This window comes from Streptomyces sp. NPDC001970, from assembly GCF_053594115.1.
In genome coordinates this window covers 1-20791 of sequence record NZ_JBSFDW010000067.1, presented here as the reverse complement: position 1 = coordinate 20791, position 20791 = coordinate 1, and the positions used below count along the sequence as shown (strand labels likewise).

General features: G+C 69.8%; 15 protein-coding genes and 3 pseudogenes. 8 read left to right on the top strand and 10 right to left on the bottom strand.

The window, feature by feature from the left end:
* Window positions 1-358: 358 nt before the first annotated feature.
* The 3 genes and pseudogenes from ACWCP0_RS40320 to ACWCP0_RS40310 all read right to left on the bottom strand — a co-directional run.
* The gene (locus ACWCP0_RS40320) at window positions 359-1513 is read right to left on the bottom strand and encodes a transposase (protein ID WP_451083692.1); all 1155 of its coding nucleotides are present in this window, start codon (window positions 1511-1513) and stop codon (window positions 359-361) included.
* Window positions 1497-1760 carry a hypothetical protein gene (locus ACWCP0_RS40315; RefSeq protein WP_451083694.1) on the bottom strand — a complete coding sequence of 88 codons (264 nt, stop codon included), beginning with the start codon at window positions 1758-1760 and terminating at the stop codon, window positions 1497-1499. The genes ACWCP0_RS40320 and ACWCP0_RS40315 overlap by 17 nt, the downstream gene beginning before the upstream one ends.
* 36 nt (window positions 1761-1796) lie before the next feature.
* A pseudogene (locus ACWCP0_RS40310) lies at window positions 1797-1868 on the bottom strand (hypothetical protein); the annotation flags it as partial.
* A gap of 507 nt (window positions 1869-2375) precedes the next feature.
* Between ACWCP0_RS40310 and ACWCP0_RS40305 the strand changes: the two are divergent.
* The 3 genes and pseudogenes from ACWCP0_RS40305 to ACWCP0_RS40295 all read left to right on the top strand — a co-directional run.
* Window positions 2376-2870 carry a MarR family winged helix-turn-helix transcriptional regulator gene (locus ACWCP0_RS40305; protein ID WP_451083691.1) on the top strand — a complete coding sequence of 165 codons (495 nt, stop codon included), beginning with the start codon at window positions 2376-2378 and terminating at the stop codon, window positions 2868-2870.
* Entirely contained in the window at window positions 2867-3325 is a 459-nt protein-coding gene (locus tag ACWCP0_RS40300; protein WP_451083690.1) for a MarR family transcriptional regulator, read from the top strand. The genes ACWCP0_RS40305 and ACWCP0_RS40300 overlap by 4 nt, the downstream gene beginning before the upstream one ends.
* Window positions 3326-3396: 71 nt before the next feature.
* A pseudogene (locus ACWCP0_RS40295) lies at window positions 3397-3763 on the top strand (hypothetical protein); the annotation flags it as partial.
* Window positions 3764-3962: 199 nt separating this feature from the next.
* Here the strand turns inward: ACWCP0_RS40295 and ACWCP0_RS40290 are convergent.
* Together ACWCP0_RS40290 and ACWCP0_RS40285 are read right to left on the bottom strand one after the other, a co-directional pair.
* Window positions 3963-4262 (bottom strand): annotated as a pseudogene (locus ACWCP0_RS40290) (SbtR family transcriptional regulator); the annotation flags it as partial.
* A 240-nt stretch (window positions 4263-4502) separates the two neighbouring features.
* A complete protein-coding gene (locus ACWCP0_RS40285; protein ID WP_451083689.1) occupies window positions 4503-5477 on the bottom strand; it encodes an alpha/beta hydrolase in 975 nt (324 codons plus the stop codon).
* A gap of 1322 nt (window positions 5478-6799) precedes the next feature.
* Between ACWCP0_RS40285 and ACWCP0_RS40280 the strand changes: the two genes are divergently transcribed.
* A complete protein-coding gene (locus ACWCP0_RS40280) occupies window positions 6800-6922 on the top strand; it encodes a hypothetical protein (RefSeq protein ID WP_451083688.1) in 123 nt (40 codons plus the stop codon).
* A 118-nt stretch (window positions 6923-7040) separates the two neighbouring features.
* On the opposite strand, the gene ACWCP0_RS40275 is transcribed toward ACWCP0_RS40280, so the two are convergent.
* From ACWCP0_RS40275 to ACWCP0_RS40255, 5 genes are all read right to left on the bottom strand, one after another.
* Window positions 7041-7733, bottom strand: a complete 693-nt coding sequence (locus tag ACWCP0_RS40275; RefSeq protein ID WP_451083687.1) for an alpha/beta fold hydrolase — start codon at window positions 7731-7733, stop codon at window positions 7041-7043.
* A gap of 75 nt (window positions 7734-7808) precedes the next feature.
* On the bottom strand, window positions 7809-10766 hold the full coding sequence (locus tag ACWCP0_RS40270; RefSeq protein ID WP_451083686.1) for an AAA family ATPase: 2958 nt from the start codon (window positions 10764-10766) through the stop codon (window positions 7809-7811).
* Between the two features lie 390 nt (window positions 10767-11156).
* Window positions 11157-14012 (bottom strand): AAA family ATPase, encoded by a 2856-nt coding sequence (locus ACWCP0_RS40265; protein WP_451083685.1) that lies wholly within the window; start codon window positions 14010-14012, stop codon window positions 11157-11159.
* 357 nt (window positions 14013-14369) lie between these two features.
* Entirely contained in the window at window positions 14370-14657 is a 288-nt protein-coding gene (locus ACWCP0_RS40260; RefSeq protein ID WP_451083693.1) for a LysR substrate-binding domain-containing protein, read from the bottom strand.
* A gap of 152 nt (window positions 14658-14809) precedes the next feature.
* Window positions 14810-15406 (bottom strand): TetR family transcriptional regulator, encoded by a 597-nt coding sequence (locus ACWCP0_RS40255; protein WP_451083684.1) that lies wholly within the window; start codon window positions 15404-15406, stop codon window positions 14810-14812.
* Between the two features lie 191 nt (window positions 15407-15597).
* Between ACWCP0_RS40255 and ACWCP0_RS40250 the strand changes: the two genes are divergently transcribed.
* The 4 genes from ACWCP0_RS40250 (at window position 15598) to ACWCP0_RS40235 (ending at window position 19930) form a co-directional block, all read left to right on the top strand.
* A complete protein-coding gene (locus tag ACWCP0_RS40250; protein WP_451083683.1) occupies window positions 15598-16623 on the top strand; it encodes a hypothetical protein in 1026 nt (341 codons plus the stop codon).
* Window positions 16624-16679: 56 nt separating this feature from the next.
* Window positions 16680-16892, top strand: a complete 213-nt coding sequence (locus tag ACWCP0_RS40245) for a hypothetical protein (protein WP_451083682.1) — start codon at window positions 16680-16682, stop codon at window positions 16890-16892.
* A 46-nt stretch (window positions 16893-16938) separates the two neighbouring features.
* Window positions 16939-17841, top strand: a complete 903-nt coding sequence (locus ACWCP0_RS40240; protein ID WP_451083681.1) for an NmrA family NAD(P)-binding protein — start codon at window positions 16939-16941, stop codon at window positions 17839-17841.
* 1441 nt (window positions 17842-19282) lie between these two features.
* Window positions 19283-19930, top strand: a complete 648-nt coding sequence (locus ACWCP0_RS40235; protein WP_451083680.1) for an ATP-dependent DNA ligase — start codon at window positions 19283-19285, stop codon at window positions 19928-19930.
* Window positions 19931-20791: the final 861 nt, after the last annotated feature.

The following is a 20791-nucleotide window of genomic DNA, read 5'->3' as shown; positions in this document are numbered from 1 at the left end:
CCGCCACCGACAACGACTGACGAACCACCGAGGCCGCACAATGGCTCACGATTGAACCGTTCGAACTGGTCCCAAATTCAGCCGTTGCCGACACACGTCCCAGCCTAGTTCCTCCGGACCGTGTCGTCGGGGAGATCAATTGAGCAGGTTCGGCGTCTGTTTCCCCTTGCCCGTGTTCCACCGGCAAGGGGAGTCGTGTCCGGTGATGGAACGCTGCGCTCTCAGGAAGCGGCCGAGACCGAGCAGGCCGCGACGTAGTCGTCGCCTCGATCATCATCTGACGTCTGCCGTTGTTTCCTCTCCGACGAGTGTCGGCGTCGGCTGAATCGTGGCTCAGTCAAGATTTCCGTGAAGCCGATCACGAGGTTGCTGAGGTCGTGACTCTGTGTTGTCGGCGGTCTGCGGCCACAAGGAGGACGCGCTTGCGGAGCAAGGGGTGGTTGGCGCGGCCTGCCATCTGCCGTTTCAGCAGCTTGATGTCCGTCACCCTGCCCTCGACACAGCCGGAACTCCACTCTGTACTCAGTCCGAGGACGACTGCGTCGAGATCGGTCATGAGCCCGTCGGCGAAGGAACGCAGGCCGTGACTCTCGTCCGCGGGTGCGGCGGCGATCCACGCGGGGAGCCGGTCCGCGCTGCGGATGGCCATCATGGCGGCGAAAGAGCGGACGTGTCCGGTGGCGGCTTCCGGCTCAGGGCAGCGGGCCAGGATCGACTTGAGCTTCTGCCGGTCGTCGTCGCTCACACGGTCGGGGTTGCGGGTGATCCGGCCGGTCACCTTGCGCACCCCAGGCGGGCGCGCTGACGGTGTGGTGTCGGCCGGCATCCGGCGGAAACGCTGGAGGTAGTCGCGCACGACGGAGTAGGAGCGGGTGAAGCCGCGCTCGCGGAGTTCGGCGTGGAGCTTGACCGCGATGGTGTGTCCTTCGCGCCAGGGTTGGTGCAGGTAAGGCTTGTAGGGGTCCAGGGAGCTGGGGAGGTTCTGCCGGCGGCCAGTGGCGAGTTCCTCCCGGGTACTGGCCCGGGCATAGCGTCGGACGGTGTTGAGCGCGAGCCCCATCTGACGGGCGACGGCCCGCAGGCCCAGGCCCTGGTCCAGGAGGCCGTGCACGGCGGCGTGTCGCTGCTCAACCCGGGCCGCCGGCCTTCCTGCGCGCGAGACGGGGAGACGCACGACTTCGGGAGACACACCCGGGGCGGGCTCGGGGTCGCGCAGGCACGCGTTATGCCGACTGACCAGGCGTTTCACTGCCTCGGCAAGGTTGTGCCAGACGTGCCACAGATCGGCAACCTGGAGAGCGTCCGGGGCACCGGCGCGGGCTCCGTCGGCGTAACAGCCGCCGCGGTCACGGCAAATGATCTCCACGCCGGGGTGCTCGGTGAGCCAGGCGGCGGAGGTGACTGCCTCCCGCTCGGGCAGCAAGTCGACGGGGGCACGGGTCTCGCAATCGACCAGCACAGTGCCGTAGTTGTTGTGCCCCTTGCGCAGGGCGAACTCATCGACCCCGAGCACCCGGGGGCGTCGCCGCGAACGGGTCCGGCAGCGCCATGACCAGGGCCAGCAAGGTCGTCCGGCTGACCGACACCGGGAGCTGGGCGGCCAGGCGCTCGCCGGCCCGGCCGGCCAGGGCAACCGCGATCGCGCTCAACAGGCTTCCCAGATGCGGCGTCCGCCGCCCGTAGCGCACGGTCAGTCCGCTCACCTGTTCGGCGAAGGTCACTCGCGCGCAGCCGGGTGCGTCGCAGAACAGGCGGCGCACGGTCAGCTCGATGCACACTTGTCGGTCGCCGATGGCGCCGTCCGCAAGGCGGCGTCGGTATCCGCTGTGACGCCGTATTGCCGGCGTTCCGCAGTCCGGACACGGCACCGGAGCCCCCTCCGGGGTTGCGGCCACGATGCACAACACCCCGCTCTCTGAGCTCACTTGTTCCACCAGCACCCCGCGCAGGTGCGGTAATACCGTCTTCAGCAGTTCGTCACACTCAGCGAGTGTCGCGCTGCCAGCGACAGAGCGTCACCGGCGCACTGAAGCATGATCGGCTTCACGGAAATCTTGACTGAGCCAGCGTTCGGCCGTCGTCGAGACCCTCGGCGCAGGCCAGGATGATCCGACAGCGTAGGGCCCACGCCCGCGGCGTGGAACGACAGCGCACCCACCCCTCCAGTGCGGCCCGTTCCTCATCCGACAGCGTCAATCGACCTTCGGCCGCCCGTCCGTGCCATGGAGCGAGCCTAAACGTCTGAACAGAACTCCTGACTCAGAAGACTAGGTCGTGTCCGCAAAGTGTCGGGGTCGTTGGTCTGTTCGGGGTGCGCCGTCACATCCGCCAGAGAGTAGTAGCTATGGACATAGTAGCCATGTACTCTATTTGGTATGAGTAAGGGCTCACCGGGCCCCACGCCCGGTTTCCTGGTATGGCGGCTCGCCAACAAATGGCGCGTCGCGGTCGATCGCGCAGTGGCTCCGCTGGGCCTCACCCACGCGCAGTACTCACTGGTCGCGTCGCTGCACGGCATGCAGCGCGCCGGCGAGCGGCCCAGTCAGCGCCGACTCGCCGACCACACCGGCCTGGAGGCGCTGTACGTCTCGAAGCTGGCGCGCGCCCTGGAGTCGGCCGGCCTGATCGAGCGCACCCGCGATCCGCGCGACCCGCGCGCCGTACAGCTCGCCCTCACCGAGCAGGGCCAGGCCGTCACGCGGCAGGCCATTGCGGTGGTCCAGGAACTGCTTCAGCAGTTGCTGGAGCCGCTCGGCGGCCTCGACGCCCCGCGGACGCGCGCGTTCACCGACGAGCTGACGACCCTGCTCGACGCACCTCTCGCTCCATCCGTACCGAACGACGAGAGCACTCAGGGGACAACACCATGACCACCACTGCATCCACCACCACCGCACCCGTCGCCGACGCCCGCGCCCTCGGCCTGGCCCACTACGCCGCCCGCGGCGTCCTGGAGCACGTCCTGGCCCGGCACGGCGTCACGTTCCAGCAGCAGATCGCCCTGCGCGCCGCCGTCACCGCCGACGCCCCGCAGACGCCGGACGATCTCGTCACCCAGGTCCGGGGCTCCCTGAAGGCCGATCCGGCCGACATCCGCGCCACTCTCGACGAGCTGCTGGCCAAGCAGCTGCTCGTCGCGGACGGCGTGCACCTTCGCCCCACGGATGCAGGGCGCGAGCTGATCCCCGCCGTCGGCGCGGAGACCGCCCCCATCACCGCCCGCATCTGGGGCGGGATACCCGCCGAGGACCTGGCCGCCGCCGGCCGCGTCCTCGCCCTGGTCACCGCGCGCGCCAACGCGGAGCTTGCGGCGCTGGCCGCCTGACCGCCCGACCGAGCCGATTGGTCGAATGTTCAACCGTCGGTCGCGGTTGACGGCGCCGAAGGAGGTCACCGGTGGACACGACCTACAGCGCCCCCAGCAACGCCTGCTACACCCACGGGACACCGGCGGAGCGCTGGGAGCGGGCGCAGCTGTTCTTCGACGCCAGGGACTACGCCGCCGCGGCGCGGGTGATCGGCGGGCTGGTCGAGGAGGTACCCGGGCAGACGGGGTTGCGGCTGCTGCTGGCGCGCGCCTGCTACCACTCGGCCCAACTGCGGTGCACGGAGGACGAGTTGCGGATCATCGTAGAGCGCGACCCGGTCGAGCACTGCGCCCCGGCTGATGCTGGGCCGCACCCTGGAGCGCCAGGGGCGCACCGAGGAGGCCCAGTCCCGTATGCGCATCGCGTCGGCGCTCGCCGGTGACTTCGGGGACGTCTCACGCGTACGACGGGCGGACACTGGCCCGGCTCCCCTGCGGAGCCGGGCCAGCGTTGCATGGTTGCCAGTGGTGCTAGGCCGCACGCGTGAGCGGAGATGGTGTCAGAGGGGCCTTTGCCGAGGGGAGCAGGGTGATCGAGCCCAAGTGATGAGGGTTTCGGGGGGTGCGAGATGAGCCGCGGGCGGCGCCGGTGTCCCCGCGCGTCGTAGCGGGGGTCGCTGGCGGCGCCGATGCAGAGGTTTCCGATGCCGCGCATGAGTTGGTAGGCGTCGAGGTCGGAGCGGATCTCGCCGGAGGCGGCGGCAGTGTCGAGGAGCTGGGTGCACACCGGCAGGAGGCGTTCGAGGAAGTTGGCGTGCAACGTCTCGAAGCCTGCGCTGTCCCCCTGCATCGCGGCGGCCAGGCCGTGTTTGGTGACCAGGAAGTCGACGAAGAGGTCGACCCACCGCCCCAGGGCGGCATGGGGTGTCGGGCTGGTCGCCAGCAGGGCCGGGCCTGTGAGCTGATCGCCCACCGCGTGCTCACCACGGCGAAGGTGCTGGAGGCGGAGTGCCGTGGCCGATCACATGTGGCTTACCGAGCACACCGCAGCCCGGGACGGCCGCAGCCAGCACGGCCACCTGTCGGAGTCTGCGGCAGCTGGCTGACCGCGCCCACTCCGGCGTTGGTGGCGATACTCGGCTAGCGGCAGCGCCTGCTACGGCGCTGCCCATAGCCGGCGTAACGTCGCCCGAGATCACTTACCGGCGCCTGGTTCCGCCGGGTAGAGAGCATCGCGGAGGGCGTTGTTGGTCTGTGCGATAGCTTCACGTGCTGACGTGGTGTTCGCCAGTGCGTTGAGCATCATGAAGTCGTGGGTGACCTCGCCGTAGTGGGTGCTGGTTACCTGGACTCCCGCGGCGCGCAGCTTTTCCGCATAGGCGTTGCCTTCGTCCAGTAGGACGTCCGAGTCGGTGATCACCAGTGCTGGCGGGAGGCCGCGCAGCTGGTCGATGCTGGCGCGCAGCGGGGAGGCGGTTGGTTTGTTGCGGTCCGCCTTGTTGGGGGCGTAGGCGTCCCAGTACCACTGCATCGCCGGGCGCGCGAGCCAGCAGTTCTCGGCAAACCGCTTGTAGGAAGTGGTGTCGAAGCGGGCGTCGGTGACTGGGTACATGAGGACTTGCTGGGTGAAACGGGGGCCGCCGCGCTGCTTGGCCAGCATGGTTACTGCGGCAGTCATGTTGCCGCCGACCGAGTCGCCTGCGATGGCCAGGCGGCTGCCGTCGATGTTGATCTCCTTGCCGTGGTCGGCGACCCATTGGGCAGCCGCATGGGCCTGGTCGATGGCGACGGGGTAGCGGGCCTCGGGGGAGGGGGTGTAGTTGACGAAGACGACGGCGGCACGCGCGCCATTGGCGATCTCGCGCACGAGGCGGTCGTGGGTCTGTGCGTTGCCCAGCACCCAGCCTCCGCCGTGGATGTAGATGATGCCCGGCAGCGGCCCCTTGGTCCCGGGCGGCCGCACGATGCGGATGGAAACCGAACCGTCCGAACCTACGGGGATGGTCCGGTCATGGAGCTCGGCCGGCAGCTTGGCGACGGGCTTGGCCTGCAGATCGTCGAGTACCTTGCGAGCGGCGTCGTAGGAGAGCTTGTAGATGGGTGGCCCGCCGGCCTGGGCGAGCTCATTCAGGAAGTCCTGGTTGATCTTTTCCAGCTCCACCGGCGGCATTCCGCAGGGCACGCTCGGGGCGGCAACCGGGGCGGCACGCCCGGCACCCGCGGACTGGTGGGTAGTCGCAGGCGCTCCGCACGCGGAGAGCATGGATACCGATGCCAGCAGGGAAGCGAAGGCGCGGAGGCGCTTGTGATGGCCTATTCGAGCCAAGCGCATTGATTTCATAGCCCTCTCACTCTCAGTCGGACCCCCTGAGACATCCTGATCAACTCGACGTCAAGGAGCACCCTTGGTGGTCTATTGGAGTGACGACGCCCATGAATGCAGAGAATGGGTATTCAGCGGGCGCGTGTGGCTGTGTCGGTTTCTGCGGGAGTCGTTCCGCAGCGAACGTCATGATCAATGTCAGTGACTTCTGATGTCACGTGGGTGCTTCGGGGCCGCCCGGTTGGACATGATGGGAGCCGGAACGCCCCGCCAAGGGCGCCTTCGGCGTCGCCTGCGGTGATGCCCTTCGGTCACCCCTGACCGGTCATTCCGGATCTTGGCTGGGCTGGCTATCGGGTGGCCCCGCCCGTGTGGCGTCCAGTCAGAACCTGCTGCTGAAACGACCGTGCCATGGGTGCCTTCGCAGCCGCCTCACCGCCGAGTGAACCGCCGCGGTTCGAATGGAGACTCGATTCAATGTAAGGATCAGAGTCATGGCATGTCCCTCCTCCTATCCCAATGCCGCGTAGTTGGCGCGTGACGCGATCCGTCAAATCGAGGGAAGTCCAGCCTTGTTCGATCATGTACTGCCTCTGCCGACCTTGCGGACGAGCCCTTCGGACGTCCAACGTTCCATCGATGCCCGGAAGCTGTGGATGTTGCTGTAGCCGAGTGATCGTGCCAGGTCACAGGACTTCCCGGCCGCTTCGGGGTCGGTGCGCATGAGCTGGAGTGTGTACTGCGCGCGTCCCGGTTGCATCACGGCCCACCCGGGTAAGCCGTGTCGCCGGACCTGCCCGCGCGAAGGGCGATAGCACATCCGTGGGCTCGGCCATGCGCCGAACGATGAGCGCCGTCTTCGGGCGTGTGCGCGCCCCAGGCGACGCCCGGGTGGCGCCGCGCCGGAGGTGACACCGGCGTGCCGCCACAAGGCGACCGCGAGGGTGCGGGACCTGCGAACGCCAAACCCGGTCAAGCATCACCGTGACCGTGGCGGCCGATGTGCGGGAGGCACTTGGCCAGGTCCCGAGCCGGGCTTCGGTGGCGGCCCCGGCTCGACGAGGTCAACGACCTCGTCGCCGGAGACATGATCGGCCACTTGGTCCGCGTCGCCACCGGCCTCGACCTCCCGCGCGCCGCCTGCCTCCGGCGCCCTCGCCGAGCTGCGTATGAAGGGTGCCCGCCCGCCGTGGCTGGACAAGCTCCGCTTCCAGCACGGCCCCGGCGGCCGGCTGGTCCTTCCCGTGGACGGCGGCGACGGTATAGATCTGCACGTTCTTACTGGCTTCTGACAGCGCGGGACGGCTGGAGATGTCGTGTGAGGCCTGCAGCCTCGGTGCTACGGGGTGTTCGCGGGCTGTGCGCCCGGTGCGTGTCCGATGGCGTCGGCCACCGGGCGCAGACCTACGGCTAGGTGCCGGACGCCTGCCTGATCAGGTCGGCGACCGCGTCGGGCTGGGACAGATACACGGAGTGGCTTGCCGGGGCTTCCACGGTCGTCGCCCCGATGCGCTCGGACATCGCCCGCTGCGCCGACGGAGGGATCATGCGGTCGTCGGTGGCCACGAGGTACCAGCTCGGCTTGGTCCGCCAGGCAGGCTGGGACGCGGCCCCGTTGAGAGCATCGACGCCCCAGGGGACCTGGGAATCGGCCATGAAGGCCGCCAGGTCGGCCGGAGCGTCCGCGGCGAACGAGGCGGCGAACTTGTCCCGGTCCAGGAACAGGAAGCCGTCTCGCGGCGGCAGGATCGGCGGTACCGGGGCACCGGGCGGCGGGTCGGCGATGAGGCTGCTCACCGACTCGCCCTTGTCCGGGGCGAACGCCGCGATGTAGACGAGGCCGGACACCTTCTCGTGGTTGCCGGCCTCCGTGATCACGACGCCGCCGTAGGAGTGCCCGACCAGGACGGCCGGCCCGTCCAGGGCGTCGAGGACCTGGTGTGTCGCGGCGACGTCACCGTCGAGGGACAGCGTCGGGTTCTGCACGATGCTGACGCGGTAGCCCTCGCTGCTCAGCAGGTCGTACACCCCCTGCCACCCGGAACCGTCCACGAATCCACCGTGGACCAGGACGACGTTCTTGGATTGCCCGTTCTCACTCATCATCTCTCCTGGATTCATTGGACTGATGAGGTCACGTAAGCAACGCTAGGAGTGGCGGCGACCTTGCCGATTCCGTCATGTGACGTAGTTGGGAAGAGGAGGGGACTGTCTTTCCTGCAGCTGGTCGAGCGCGTCGCGCAGGGCGGCTCGGGAGGTCACTCCGAGTTTGGGGAAGAGCTGGTAGAGGTGGGTGGAGACGGTTCGCGGTGAGAGGAACAGACGCTCGCCGATCTCCTTGTTGGTAAGACCGGCGGCTGCGAGTTTCGCGATTTCCCACTGCTGGGGCGTCAGGGGGATTCCCGATGAAGGTGAACTGCCCTCTCGGTGGCCACCGGTGGCGCGCAGTTCCTGGGCTGCGCGACCGGCCCAGGGGACCGCGTCAAGTCGCTGGAACGTGTCCACCGCGGCGGCCAGGTGGAGCCGGGCCTCGGTGGTGGCTTTGATGCGGCGCAGGTGCTCCCCGTAGTAGAGGTGGACCCGGGCCAGATCGAACGGCCAACGCTCGGCCTCCGGAACGGCCAGCGCCTGCTCGAACCAGGTGCTCTGGCCACTGTCGGCGGAAAGTCCGGTGGAGGCGAGCAGCAGCGTCTTCAGTCTTGGTGAGATGGCGTCGAGGCCGGCCTTGCGGGCGGCGGCGACGTGCGCCTGGGCTTCGCTGCGGCGGCCGGTGCGCACGGCGGCTTCCGTGAGGTCCATCAGAAGCCACAGAGCGTGCGGGATGAACGCCGGAAAGACACCGGCGGGCGCGACAGTCGTTGCCTGTCGGTAGGCCTCCTCGAATGCTCCTTGGCCGAGCGCCGCCAGGGTCCGCGCGTGCGCGGCGTAGAAGCGCACGACATTGGCACGCCGCGGTCCGGCCCACTGGTCCATTTCGCCGGTCAGGGTGTCGGTGGCGGCGTAGTCGCCGCGGATCGCGGCCTGAGCGGCGCGAAGGAAGCTCCCGTGCCACGCCGGCATCGGGTAGCCGTAGTCCTGACAAATGGCCAGCCCTTCGTTGGCCAGCCGGTTCAGCTGATCCCATTGGCCGGTATGCAGCGCGTGGTTGCCGAGCAGGAAGAGCGCGTCGATCGCCGGCGCGACCGCCTCCCCTTTTCGCCCGGCTTCGGCTACCCGCGTGAGCGCCTCGGTGCAGCCGCCGAGCCGGTCGACATAGGCGGACGCGATGCCGACGCGAACGATCGTGATGGGGTCGGACTCGTAGGCGAGTTCGGCGATGGCCCTGTCGAGCCGCTCCAGGTGGTGAGGCGCGCAGCGGACCGGATCTGCGAAGGTTGCCCTCGTGACAGCCAGGATGCCCGGGTCAGCGACGAACGTCTCCAGCGCGGCGTCCAGCGGCTGCCACAACTCCGGCCGGCCGCCGAGGAAGCAGACCAGCAGCAGCGTGTGGAGTGCCTCGCTGAGGGTTGCATCCTGGGGCTCGTACGGTGCGGGCTGCAGGGCAACGGCGGAGCTGAGCAGTCGGTGCGCGGTGTCGATGTCGCCCGATTCGTTGAGCAGATAGGCGGAGCTCGCAACGGCTGCGGCCAGGGGCCCGGGGCCGGGTGCCGCCCGGTGTGCGTGGTTGAGCAGCCGCGGGACTTCGTGGAGGTCTCCCGTGATGTTGGCGCCGAGGTATGCCGCCTCTGCCAGCCTGCGGGCACGCTGTGTACCGTCGGGGCTCAGGTCCGCGGCACGCAGCAGCGACGCGATGGCGACGGCGCCGTCGCCACGCCGGCTCGTACTGCGCGCGGCCCGCTCCAGCAGCGCAGCCACCTCCTCGTCGGGGACCACGGTGGCCTGACCGAGATGCCAAGCCTGCCGCTCGGGCTGAGCGGACAGGGTGCGGGCAAGCGCAAGGTGCGCACTGCGGCGCTGATCGCTCGTGGCGAGGTCGACCACGGCCGCGCGGGTCAGTGGATGACGGAATGTCAGTCGCCCGGCGCGGTCGTCGATCCGTATCAGCTGAGCGCGCTCGGCAGGCCTGAGTTGCTTGAGGCTGCACCGGCCCATCACGGCGGCCTGCAGAACGTGCAGGTCTGCGGTGCCGTCAAGGGCGGCGAGCAACAAAAGGTACCGGGTGACCGCAGGCAGGGCGTTGATGCGCGAGGCGAACGCCGCCTGCAGACGGCTGCTCATGGGAAGGTGCCCGGGCAGTGCTTCCGACGCCCTGCGCTGTGAATCGTTCAGGGACACGGGCAGCTCGAGCAAGGCCAGGGGGTTGCCCTGCGCCTCCGACAGCAGGCGTTGCCGGACCCGGGGAGCCAGCGCCGGGTAGCGGCTGACCAGCAGCGTGTCGGCGGCCTGGTCGTTGAGCGGCTCGAGGATGTGAACGGGAAGGCCTGCGTGGTCGAAGAGGCTGTCCGCCCCCGGTCGCTCCGCACACAGCAGGCCGACCTTTGTACCCGACAGTCGGCGGGCCACCAATGCCAGGACCACGGTGCTGGCGGGATCCATCCACTGCAGATCGTCGAGGATCAGCAACAACGGGTGCTCGCTTGTCAGTTGCCTCAGGAGCGCGAGGAGCGCTCGGGCCACGGCCTGGTGTGTGGGCGTCGGGCCGCTGCCCTGCCCCAGGGCGACTGTCAGCGCCTCCTGGTGTACCTGATGGAGTGTGTCGACCTCGCTCATCACCGGCTGGAGGAGTTGCTGGAGACCGCTGAAACTGATGTGGGTTTCGAACTGCACACCTGTTGCGTGCAAGGCAGGTATCGTGGCGGCCGCCGCTCGGGGTGCGGTCGCGGCGAGGAGCGCGGTCTTCCCCACGCCCGGCTCCCCGGAGATCAGCAGCGTGCCGCCGACAGCCGAAATGCGTTCGAGGAAGGAGTCAATGCGCCGCAGGTCCGCCTCACGGCCGACCAACGCCTCACTGGGCTCGTCGCAAGCGATCGCATACTGCTCGTTCCCCGGAAGCTCCTGTGCATCCGAGCGGAGGTGGGCCGGTTTCTCCAGCAGGTACTGGTTCTGGGTCGGGATCGGCCCGGAGGCGCCGGTGGTCTGCGAGTTCTGGTTGTCCGCGACCGGGGCCCCGGTCTCCGTCGTCAGGTGCGTGGCCACGCCGTTCCCCCTCTTCTACGAAGCTCTCGTGCTCCACCGCCCCGGGCTGCCCGTGCAGGTGCGCCAGGGCTGGGCAGGCGCGCCGCTCGGGCTTCCTGCCTCTGGTGGAAGGGATACGTTCAGCTTGTGGCGACGGTGGCGTCCGGCGCTTCTGTCACAAGACCTGACTTGGCTTCGTTGATGCGTGCTGTCGCTGAGGAAAGACGCTCACGACGGCGCGGCTGAGCGTCTCCCCGTGGTCGCACGCCCGCTTCCGCTGGGGGGAGCTTGGCGCTCTGCCTGGGGAAAAGCGTGACCTTCTCAAGTGACTGCCCTGATGGTTGCCGTCGGCCGCATCATCAGTACCGGAGTGTGCGCACGCCTGACGCAGGACAGCGTGCTCCTACCGGGCTAGACGACGTCCCGTAGCTGGAAGCGTGAGGTGACACCGAGCTTGGGGAACGCCCGATTGAGGTGGAAGCCGACGGTGCGGGGGGACAGGAACAGCCGGGCCGCGATCTCCTTGTTGGACAGCCCTTGAGCGGCGAGCTGAACGATGGCCAGTTGCTGAGGGGTGAGTTCCATGGTCGCGTCCTGGTGGCGTGCCTCAGCGGTGTCGATGCCCGTGGCCCGTAGCTCCGCGACGGTGCGGGTAGCCCAGGGGGTCGCCCCGAGGCCTTGGAAGAGCTCCAGTGCTTCGCTCAGGGGAGCTCGGGCGTCAGCCGGCCGCTGGCGGCGGCGTAGCCACTCACCCAAGTCGGCGAGAGCGAGGGCGCGTTCGAAGGGCCACTGGTCGCCGCCGGGGTTGAACGCCGCCTCACGGAGAAGATCTTCGGCGTGTGTGGCTTCGTCGGCAAGAATGCCTCGGGCTCGGCACAGGATGAGATGCAGCCTCAACGAGGTCGTGGCGGGCAGTTGCCCCATGGCTGCGTCGAGGGTGGCCTGCGCCTCCTTGGACCGGCCGATGCGCACGGCACTCGCCGCCAGGTCGGCGAGTCCATGGAAGGAGCTGTGGAAGTGCACGGGGCTGCCGTCGCGGTGGAAGAGCCGGCTGAGGTGGAAGTAGGCGGCGTGGTGATCGCCTTCGGCGAGTGCGGCCAGCCCGCTCGCCTGGCGGGTGCGCGCCTCGAAGGTGCGTGTTCCTCGCAGGTCGAAGTCGTGGGTGGCGTCGGCGAGCGTCTGCCTGGCGCGCCGGCTGTCCCCGCGAACGGCGGCGAGCACGCTGGCAAGTATCTGGTTGCTGACTGTGGCGAGCTCCAGCCCTCCAGCGGCGGCTGCGCGATCGGCCTCGCCCACCCCCGCGAGGGCGGCGGGCCAGCGGCCGGCCTCGAACAGGGCTATCGCGTGAGCAGAGGCGACGGTGGCGTTCGCTCCCGCGGTGGCTGCCTGGCGGTGGATCTCGAGCTGGGTGCCGAGCAGTTGCACGGCCATCTCGGTCTCATCCAACGCCCACGCGGCGGCACCGAGCATCGGGTACGCCCCGAGCGGCTTGTCGTCCTGGGCGGCTGCGTGGCGCAGATGAGCGAGGGCTTCGTCGCGCGAACCGAGCGGGTCGCAGCCGCCGAGGATCCACGTCGTGGCGGGGTCGGGGTCTTGGGGGGAAAGACGCCGGCAGCGGTCCAGGATGGCTTCGCGGAAGCGTGGGTCGCCGCTGGTGTAGGCAACCGTGGCCGCAGTTCCGAGCGCTTGGACGACCCATTCGGGGTGGGTGGTCGCCCAGGCATCGGCTGCTGCCATCAGCCGGTCCATCGCTTCGTCGTGCCGGCTGGTCAGGGCCAAGGCCCAGCCGGCGTACTGGTCGGCCTCCGCACGGGCATCGGCGGTATCAGCGTCGGCGGCGACAACGGCAGTCAGTTCTGCCACCCAGCGCGGATGGCCGGCGTGCATGGCGAACTCGGCGGCAGCGTTGAGGCGGCGTACCCGGTCATCCGTGCGAGGGCTGAGTTGAGCGGCCCGCTCCAAGGTCATCGCGGCTGCCGCGTAGCCGCCTCGGTGGCGTGCACGTTCTGCAGTGGCCTCGAGGGCGTCGGCAACGGCTTCGTCCGCGGTGACCGTGGCGGCGGCGCGGTGCCAGGCCCGGCGGTCCTCGTCGAGGTCGGGTACGGACGCGATCAGTCGGTGTGCCTGGCACCGCTGGTCGAACGGGGCGGCGGCCAGGACGGCTGATCGGACCAAGGGGTGTCGGAACCTGATCACTCCCTGGTGCAGGGCGAGCAGCCCGGCTTGCTCTGCCGCGGACCAGGCTTCGTCCGCGACCCGTGCAACCTGCGTCTGGCCGGCGAGGACGACAGCTGCCCCCGGGGTCGAGTCGGCTGAGTCGTTGTCGGGCACATTCAGAGGGTCGGTCAGGCGAACGTCGCCGAGGACCTTTGCCATGGCGGCCATGTCGGGCAGGTCGGCGACGGCGGCAAGCAGGAGCAAACGGCGCGTGGGCTCCGGTAGGGCACCGAGGTCCGCGGCGAAGAGCTGCTCCAGGCGCTCGGTGAGCGGGAGTTCCAGGCCTACCGGCTCCTCGCTGAGCGAGCGGGTGGCTGCTGCGCGTGCGAGCTCGACCAGGGCGAGCGGGTTGCCACCGGCCTGCCGCATCACCTGTCGGCGCGTGCGGCCTTGCGGCGGCACCGCAAGGGAGTCGAGCAGGCGTGCGGCCTGGACGTCGTCGAGATTTTCCAGCCGATGAAGTGTGCTCTGGCGCATCCAGCTGGGCGGCAGCCCTGCTGGGCGGGACGCGACGAGGAAGCCGACGGGCTCGCCTTGGAGGCGTCGGGCGCACAGGCTCAGGAGGTCCTGGGTGGACTGGTCGAGCCACTGGAGGTCATCGATGATCACGAGGAGCGGCCCTGAGTCAGCCCACGGGGACAGGACGCGCAGCAGGGCTCCGGCCAGAGCGAGAGTCCCCCCAGCGGCCGCCCCTTCCCCGCGCAGGGCGGCTTCGAGGACCGGCCGGTCCTCGGCATCGATGTCGGCCAGGGTGCTGTGCCACGGGTGCAGGAGCGCGTCGAGTCCGCTGAAGGCGAGACCGGCCTCCTCGGGGCGGCCGACGACCCAACGGGTCTGTCCGCCTTGGTCGTTGATGCACTTGGCCGCGACCTCCAGGAGTGACGTCTTGCCGATGCCCGGCTCACCCAGCAGCAGCAGAGTGCGCTCGCCCGCCCCGGCTTCGGGTCCTGACGTATCGGTCGACAACTCTCCGCGCAGGCGATCAAGAAGGGTGTCGATGGCGTTCAAGGTCTGCTCCCGACCGAGCAGCCTTGTCTGGACTGGCGACATCGGACCCTCCTACGCCTGGCTCTCCTCCCGCGGCCGCGGAGGGCAACCCTAACCCAGCGGCCTCAACCAGTCGGGGACCGATGCAGCGGCTGCCACCGGCGGGGGGAGTTGTCCAACGCCTCGGAAGGTGCTGGCTGTTGGCCGTCGGCGATGGCGGGGCGGAGCGGCGGCCGCTCTTCGCGAGGTGTACCTCGTGCAGCAGTGCGGCCGCGGCCGCACTCGTCGGATTGCCTGTCACGGAGACGGTCTCCCAGGGCGGTATGGCGCCTGCGCGCCCGACGAAGTGCACTCGATCGGTTTTGGCTGCGAAGGACTGAGGCACGAGCGCCACGCCGAGCCCGCAAGAGATCAGATCGATCAGGAGTGCGTATCGGTCACCTCCAGGGAGACGCGGCGTTCGACGTCTGCGGCGGCGAGCACATGGTCGACCAGGTCTCGGGTGCCCCAGTCGGGGTGGAAGTCCACGAACTGCTCGTCGCGCAGCTCGGCCATCTCCACCTGTGCCAGGCCGGCGTAGGGATGCTCGGGCGCGCAGGCGAGGACGATCGGCTCACCGGCCGGCGGCTCCACCACGACGTCGTCCGGGCACCGGGCCGGGCGGGAGACGAATGCCAGGTCCAGCCGCCCCGCGGGGACTTGGTCGATCAGTGCCGTCCCTCAGGCCGAGTCGCCGCCGGCGCCTGGTCCACCAGCGGGCCGGGAACTGACGGCCGGGCCCGGCCGGAGCAGACCTGCGGGCCCGGTCGGCCGTGCAGCCGGTGCCCGGGCGGCGGCCGACGCCGTCGGCCGGCCCCTGGTCAGTCCGTGCGCTGCTGCGGTTCGGACTGCCCGGTGCCGCCCTCGGTGAGAGCCGTGCGCGCGGCCTGCAGCAGTTCTTCGGAGAGCGGGTTGCCCTGGGTGGCGCGGGCGAGGACGAGGGCACCGACCATGGTGCAGAACTGGGCCATGCCGTCGTCGTCGCCGGTGGCCAGCCGAGCGGCGAGGTTTCGTACCCCGTTGATGTAGACGTGGTGGGCGTGGGCGGCCTGGCCGGGCTCGCGCCCCAGGTCAGCGGCGAATCCGGAGACGGGGCAGCCGTCCCCGGCGTGATCGCGGTGCCAGACCGAAAGGTAGTGCTCGATCAGCGTCCGGCGGGCGGCCTCGTGCTCCCCGGCGTGCTCCTCGAGCTCCACCGCCGAGTGTGCCGCCGGATCGTCGAAGGCGTGGGCGATGGCCTCGTCGACCAGGTCCTCCTTGGAGGCGAACTGCTTGTAGAACGCGCCATGGGTGAGCCCGGCGGCCTTCATCAGGTCGGCGATGCTGACCGCGGTGCCCTTCTCACGGAACATCCGGGAGGCGGTGGCTACGACGCGCTGCCGGTTCTCCTGCGCTTGCGCCTTTGACACGCGGCCCACGGAATCACTCTCCTCGGATGGATGTCGCTTGCCATCTAATCTAGCATCCGTTTAGTTTGCTAGCGACATCTATTTGAGGCCGATGAGATCACCCGGCAGGTCAAGCAGGGCATTTGCGCTGCCTCCCACCGTCTGAGGCCGACGGCCTCGGCCCGGCAATCGCAGAACCACCGACAGCACTGGAGACCCCTGTGGCATCGCCACCCGCCCCCACCGAGTCCTCGACGCCCGCGGCGTCCACGCCACTCGTGCCGTCCGAGCCGTCTGCCCGCCGCGCGGTGCCGGTGCGGGCCTGGCTGCAACCAGCGATCGTCGGACTGGTCGTGGTATCGGCCTTCGTCGCCTGTTACGTGGGCCTCCAGCGCAACCCCGAGCCGCACGGCGTGCCGCTGGCCGTGACCGGGCAGCAGCTCGCCACCAAGGTCCGGCAGACGCTCGGCGACCGCGTCGACGTGCACCAGGCAGCCGACGCCGCCTCGGCGCGCCGCGCGGTGCTCCACCGTGACGCCGTCGCAGCCCTCGGCCCCAACGGTGACGGCGGACTGCGGCTGGACGTGGCCGGAGCCAACGGCCTGTCCACCACCAACGCCGTCACCGGCCTCGCCGCCACCTACGCGAACCAGGCGGGGCAGCACCTGCAGACCGCGGACATCGTCCCGCTGGCCACGTTCGACAGTCGTGGACTGTGCGGCTTCTATGTGGCGTTCGGTGTGACCCTCGCCGGGTTCGTCCTCGCCCAGAACACCCTGGGCCTCGGCCGGGTGCTGGCCCTGCGCCACCGGTTCCGGCTGATCTGGGGCTTCTCGGCAGCCTGCGGCACCATCGCGGCCGCCATCGCCGGACCCGTCCTGGGAGCCCTACCCGCACCGTTCCTGCCCCTGGCGGGCACACTCGCGCTGCTGGCAGCCGCGGCAGCGTTCACCACCCAGCTGCTCGGCACCTGGCTGGGCCCGCTCGGCGTCCCGGTGGCCACCCTGCTGCTGCTCACCGTCGGCAACTCGACCAGCGGCGCCACCACCGGCGTCTTCCTGCTGCCCGGTCTGGCCCGCATCGTCTCGGGGCTGCTCCCGCCCGGCGCCGCCGTACGGGCCGTCGCCGACCTCAGCTACTTCGGCGGTGCCCACGTCGCCGGGCCGCTGATCGCCCTCGCGCTGTGGGCCGTGCTCGGGGCACTGCTGCTGGGCCTGCGGTCCCGGCAGATCGCCGCCCGGGGCTGAGGGCCGGCTGCCCGGGAGGCGCGGGGCGGGCCCCGTGTGCCGTCCATGCTCGGTGCGTGCCCACCGTGCACCCCCCGAGCGTCCGGACCCCGGCGGCCGACATCCCGCAGGCCCGGCCGGTGGACTCGGGGCCCGCGGCGGCCGCAGTGCAGGCTCCCGCTGCCGACTTGCTGCTCGCCCTGTGGAAGCGGCGACCCGCGAGCCCGGAGTGGATCAGCGGTGACATCGCCGCGGCCAGCGCCTTGCTGACAGCTCCGCTGACGCTCTGATCACACCTCAACTCAGATGTTCCATTACTCCGAAGGAGATCGACCGATGGTTGCCGACAACCTTGTTCTTATCCCCGGTGCCGGCGGCGTGGGCCGTACGGTCTTCGAGCAATTGCGTGCTCAGGATGTGCCGGTGCGCTTCATGGTCCGTCGTGAGGACGAGCGTGCGGCTGAGCTGCGGGCGCTCGGCGCGGAGGTCGTCATCGGTGACCTGACCCGGCCCGAGACGGTTGCGGCCGCGCTGCAGGGCGTGGCGCGGATGTACTTCGCGATGCGCGTGTCGCCGGACCACCTGCTGGCGGCGACCGTGGTGGCCTCCATTGCGAGGGAGTACGGGAAGCTGGAGGCCCTGGTCGACCTGTCGCAGATGACGGTGTCGCAGATGACCGCCACCAGCACCGAGGAGTCGCACCAGCAGCGGCTGCACTGGCTGGCGGAGCAGGTACTGAACTGGTCCGGCCTGCCCGTGGTGCACATCCGGCCGACGGCGTTCCTGGACACTCCGCTGTTCACCACGATGGCGGCGCGGTCGATTCAGGAGAACGGCACGATCGCGCTGCCGTTCGGCACCGGACGCACCTCGCCGGTCGCCGTGGACGACGTCGCCCGGGTCGTCGCCACCGTGCTCCGCGACCCTGCTCCGCACATCGGGCAGGTCTACGAGCTGACCGGGCCCCGCTCGGTCGACATGACGGAACTGGCCACGGAATTCTCTCGTGGGCTGGGACGACCGGTGACCTACGTGGACGTGCCCCTGGAGAGGTGGGAGGCCCAGCTCCCGAAGCTGGGGATGCCGCCGCACCTCGAACAGCACGTCGCCACCATGGCCCAGCTGCACCGGGACAACCGTTACAACCGCACCGCCGACGGCGTCGAGCGCGTGACGGGCATCCCCGCCCAGTCGATCGAGGCGTTCGTGGCCGCCCGAAAGGACTTCTACCTGGGCTGAGCCGCCCCGGCCATGACCGGCCCCGCGGCGACTGCTGTCGCGGGGCCGGCCGTGCCCTCTTGGCCATGTCGTGACCAGTGCAGATGGTGATCGTTGCTTCCGTGGCGGGGCGTGACGACGACGTGGCCAATCAGTCGGCGGATCTCCGGGACGCTCAGGGGGTGTGAGGTCGTGTACTTCTCCGCACAGCTCTCGCGGGCCGAGGCCGAGCGGCGCGCCCGGGGTCTGAATCATGATCCTGGACCGGAAGTACGACACTCCCGCAGAGGAAACCCGTGCTCGCAGACCGCGCGCACGGAGCGATCAGCTTGTTGACCTGCTTCTTCGCCGGTGTGAGTGGCTTGGTGCGGGCGGCCTTGTAGCCGGTGATGACCGCGGGGCTGTCCGGGTCGTCGTCCAAGCCGGTGAAGCCGAGGTCGCCCACCCAGCTCGACGGCCCGCAGGCGCTCGAGGAATTGTTGAGTGAGGTACGCAGACGGTATGGCGGAGCACGCCAGCCGCTGCCCGTCTGGATACCGGGCCGGTCACTCTGTGGGGACAAGTTCCGCGCTCGGCCGGTGGAGGCAATAACCATCCTGGTGCTGCAGATTCAGTCCGGGTCCCGGGGACCCAATGTGCGGGCGGCGTGGACGACGCGGCCGGGCGGGAGGTTCCTGGCACGGCGGTCAGGGCTGCCGCGTGATGATGCCTGCCATGCGTCGGCTCTCCCGGTCGGCGGGCGGGCCGGGCCTCGCTGCGTACCGACGTGTGACAGGGGCCCGGCCGCCTTCTGCCGTACGACCGCTCATCAAATACGGCATAAATCCAGCGAAACCCGATCGGGCGACTCTGTCCAGTCGCGAAGGTCTTGGCCCGTAGCAGCTGCCACAGGGACGGCCATTCGCGGTTTCCGGAGTGGGGGCCCGCGGGATCGCATGCAGCTGCCTGCCCAGCGCAGCCGTGGTCTCGGGCAGCTTCCGGTCCGCAAGCAACTGTCGCCCGGAAATCCTGCCGCGCAGCAGACTCCGTCGGACCCCACCCCACCAGGCCCGGGCGGGTACCACCTAGCCGTCCGTGATCACCGTCGACGGACAGCGGAGCATGCGGCAGCGATCCGCGTCGGGGCCGGGGCGGGTACAGCCCGGCCGCCGCGTACATCTGTTCCGCGCGGAGGTCCTGCTGCCAGAGGGCGGGCGTGCCGAGGGCAGTGGGGGCATCTGCGCGCCCTGCCCCCCATGCGGGCCGGGTCGGCGCTGGGGACTGGCCGGCAGGCGGTGCGCAGCACGGTGTGGGTCGGCGCGGGCCGGGCTGCGGGGGACGGCCTGGGTGCACAGGTGATCGCGGTGGGCCGGCAGCAGCGCGGCGAGGCCGGTGGTGTGGGCGGCTGCGATCGCGGTGCCGTTGGCCGGGGTGTGCATCGGGCAGGTGGCCGAAGCGCACCTCCGGGGTCACGCTGGAAACCATGAGCGTGCACCCACCCCCCGCCTCGCACGGTGCGCTGCCTCCCCTGACTCCGATGCTCGCGGTCGTCGGACCGCCACCCGGACCGGAGACAGAGGGCGAGTACGCGTATGAAACGCTGTGGAACGGCGCCCGTGTCATCGCCCATCTGCCCGGTGACGGCAACGTGCGCCTGCTCTCGATGACAGGGCTCGACGTCACCGCCCAGTACCCGGAATTCCAGTCGCTGGCCGTTCTGCTGCCCGCACCGGAGGCAGTGCTCGACGGGGAGATCATCACCCTGGACAGCCACGGGCACGCCTCGGTGGAGCAGCTGCAGCAGCGAATGAGCCTGCACCATTCGGACGCCGTCACCCACGCCCGAGAGGACCTGCCCGTCCATCTGATGATCTTCGACATCCTGTATCTCGGGGAACCCACGGTGCACCTGCCCTACACCTCCCGCCGGGATCTTCTGGACGACCTTGCCCTGGCCGGACCCGGCATCGCCGTACCCGCGGCCTGGCCTGCGAGCGCCGCGCAGGCACTCGAGCAGGCACGCACGGAAGGCTTCGACGGTGTGGTCGCCAAACGGCTCACCAGCCCGTATCTACCCGGACGTCGCTCCCGTGATTGGATCAAGATCAAGCACCTGGACGCAGGCACATGAGCCGCGCTACGTGTCCACATGTGGACGAGCCGCACGACGTTCTCGGAACGGCTCCGGGACCTGATGGTCCGGTACAACAGCATTACGCCGGCGCGGAGCTCATCGCCGAGCGTGTCGAGATGGCGAAGGCTGTCATGGACGACGCCGGCCGCGGTGAGAAGTTCGAGCCCCCGCTGGACCGGCGCGAGCTCGCCCTCTGGGGCATCTGCAGCGTGTAGACCAGCAGCCATCGGCCGCCCGCGGTGTCCGCTGCAGTCACGTGCGCCTGGACCCGCATCACCGTGCCGTCGTCCGGCATCGCACCCCGGGCACACTCCGAGTCGGCCACGGCACGCTCCACGGCCACCGACTACAGCCGTCCTCGCGCACCGCCGCCAGCGTCGTACCGGGCGACAGATAACGGCCCACCCCGCCGACGCCGGTCAGGTACGCCTCGAAGAACCCGCCCAGCGACGACAACAGCGCACCATCGGTAGGTAGCGGATCCTCGAACGGCGAACTCGGCACGTCGACCGGGCGAGCGGGGGACTGCAACCTCGGTCGGCGCGGCGGTGACCGCGAACGCACCGGTCCCGCTCGCATCCCCGGCCGCGGCGAGGGGTACGGCGAAGTACCGCGCGATCGTCTCCGCGCTTGGAGCCGTCGACGTATTGCTTGGACCGTCACGGACGGTGAACTGCGCGGCGACGACCACCGACCAGCTGCCCGTCGCCCAGCGGGGCGCTGCGGACCGCCACAGCGCGCTGCAACAGCTGCGCAGTGGGCTTAGGGACTGTGCCGAGTTGAGATCTTCATGTGAGGCTGCGGAGCCAGATGACGGCGCCGCGTAAGTGGAGTCCGGCGAGGTAGCTGGCCGGGGTC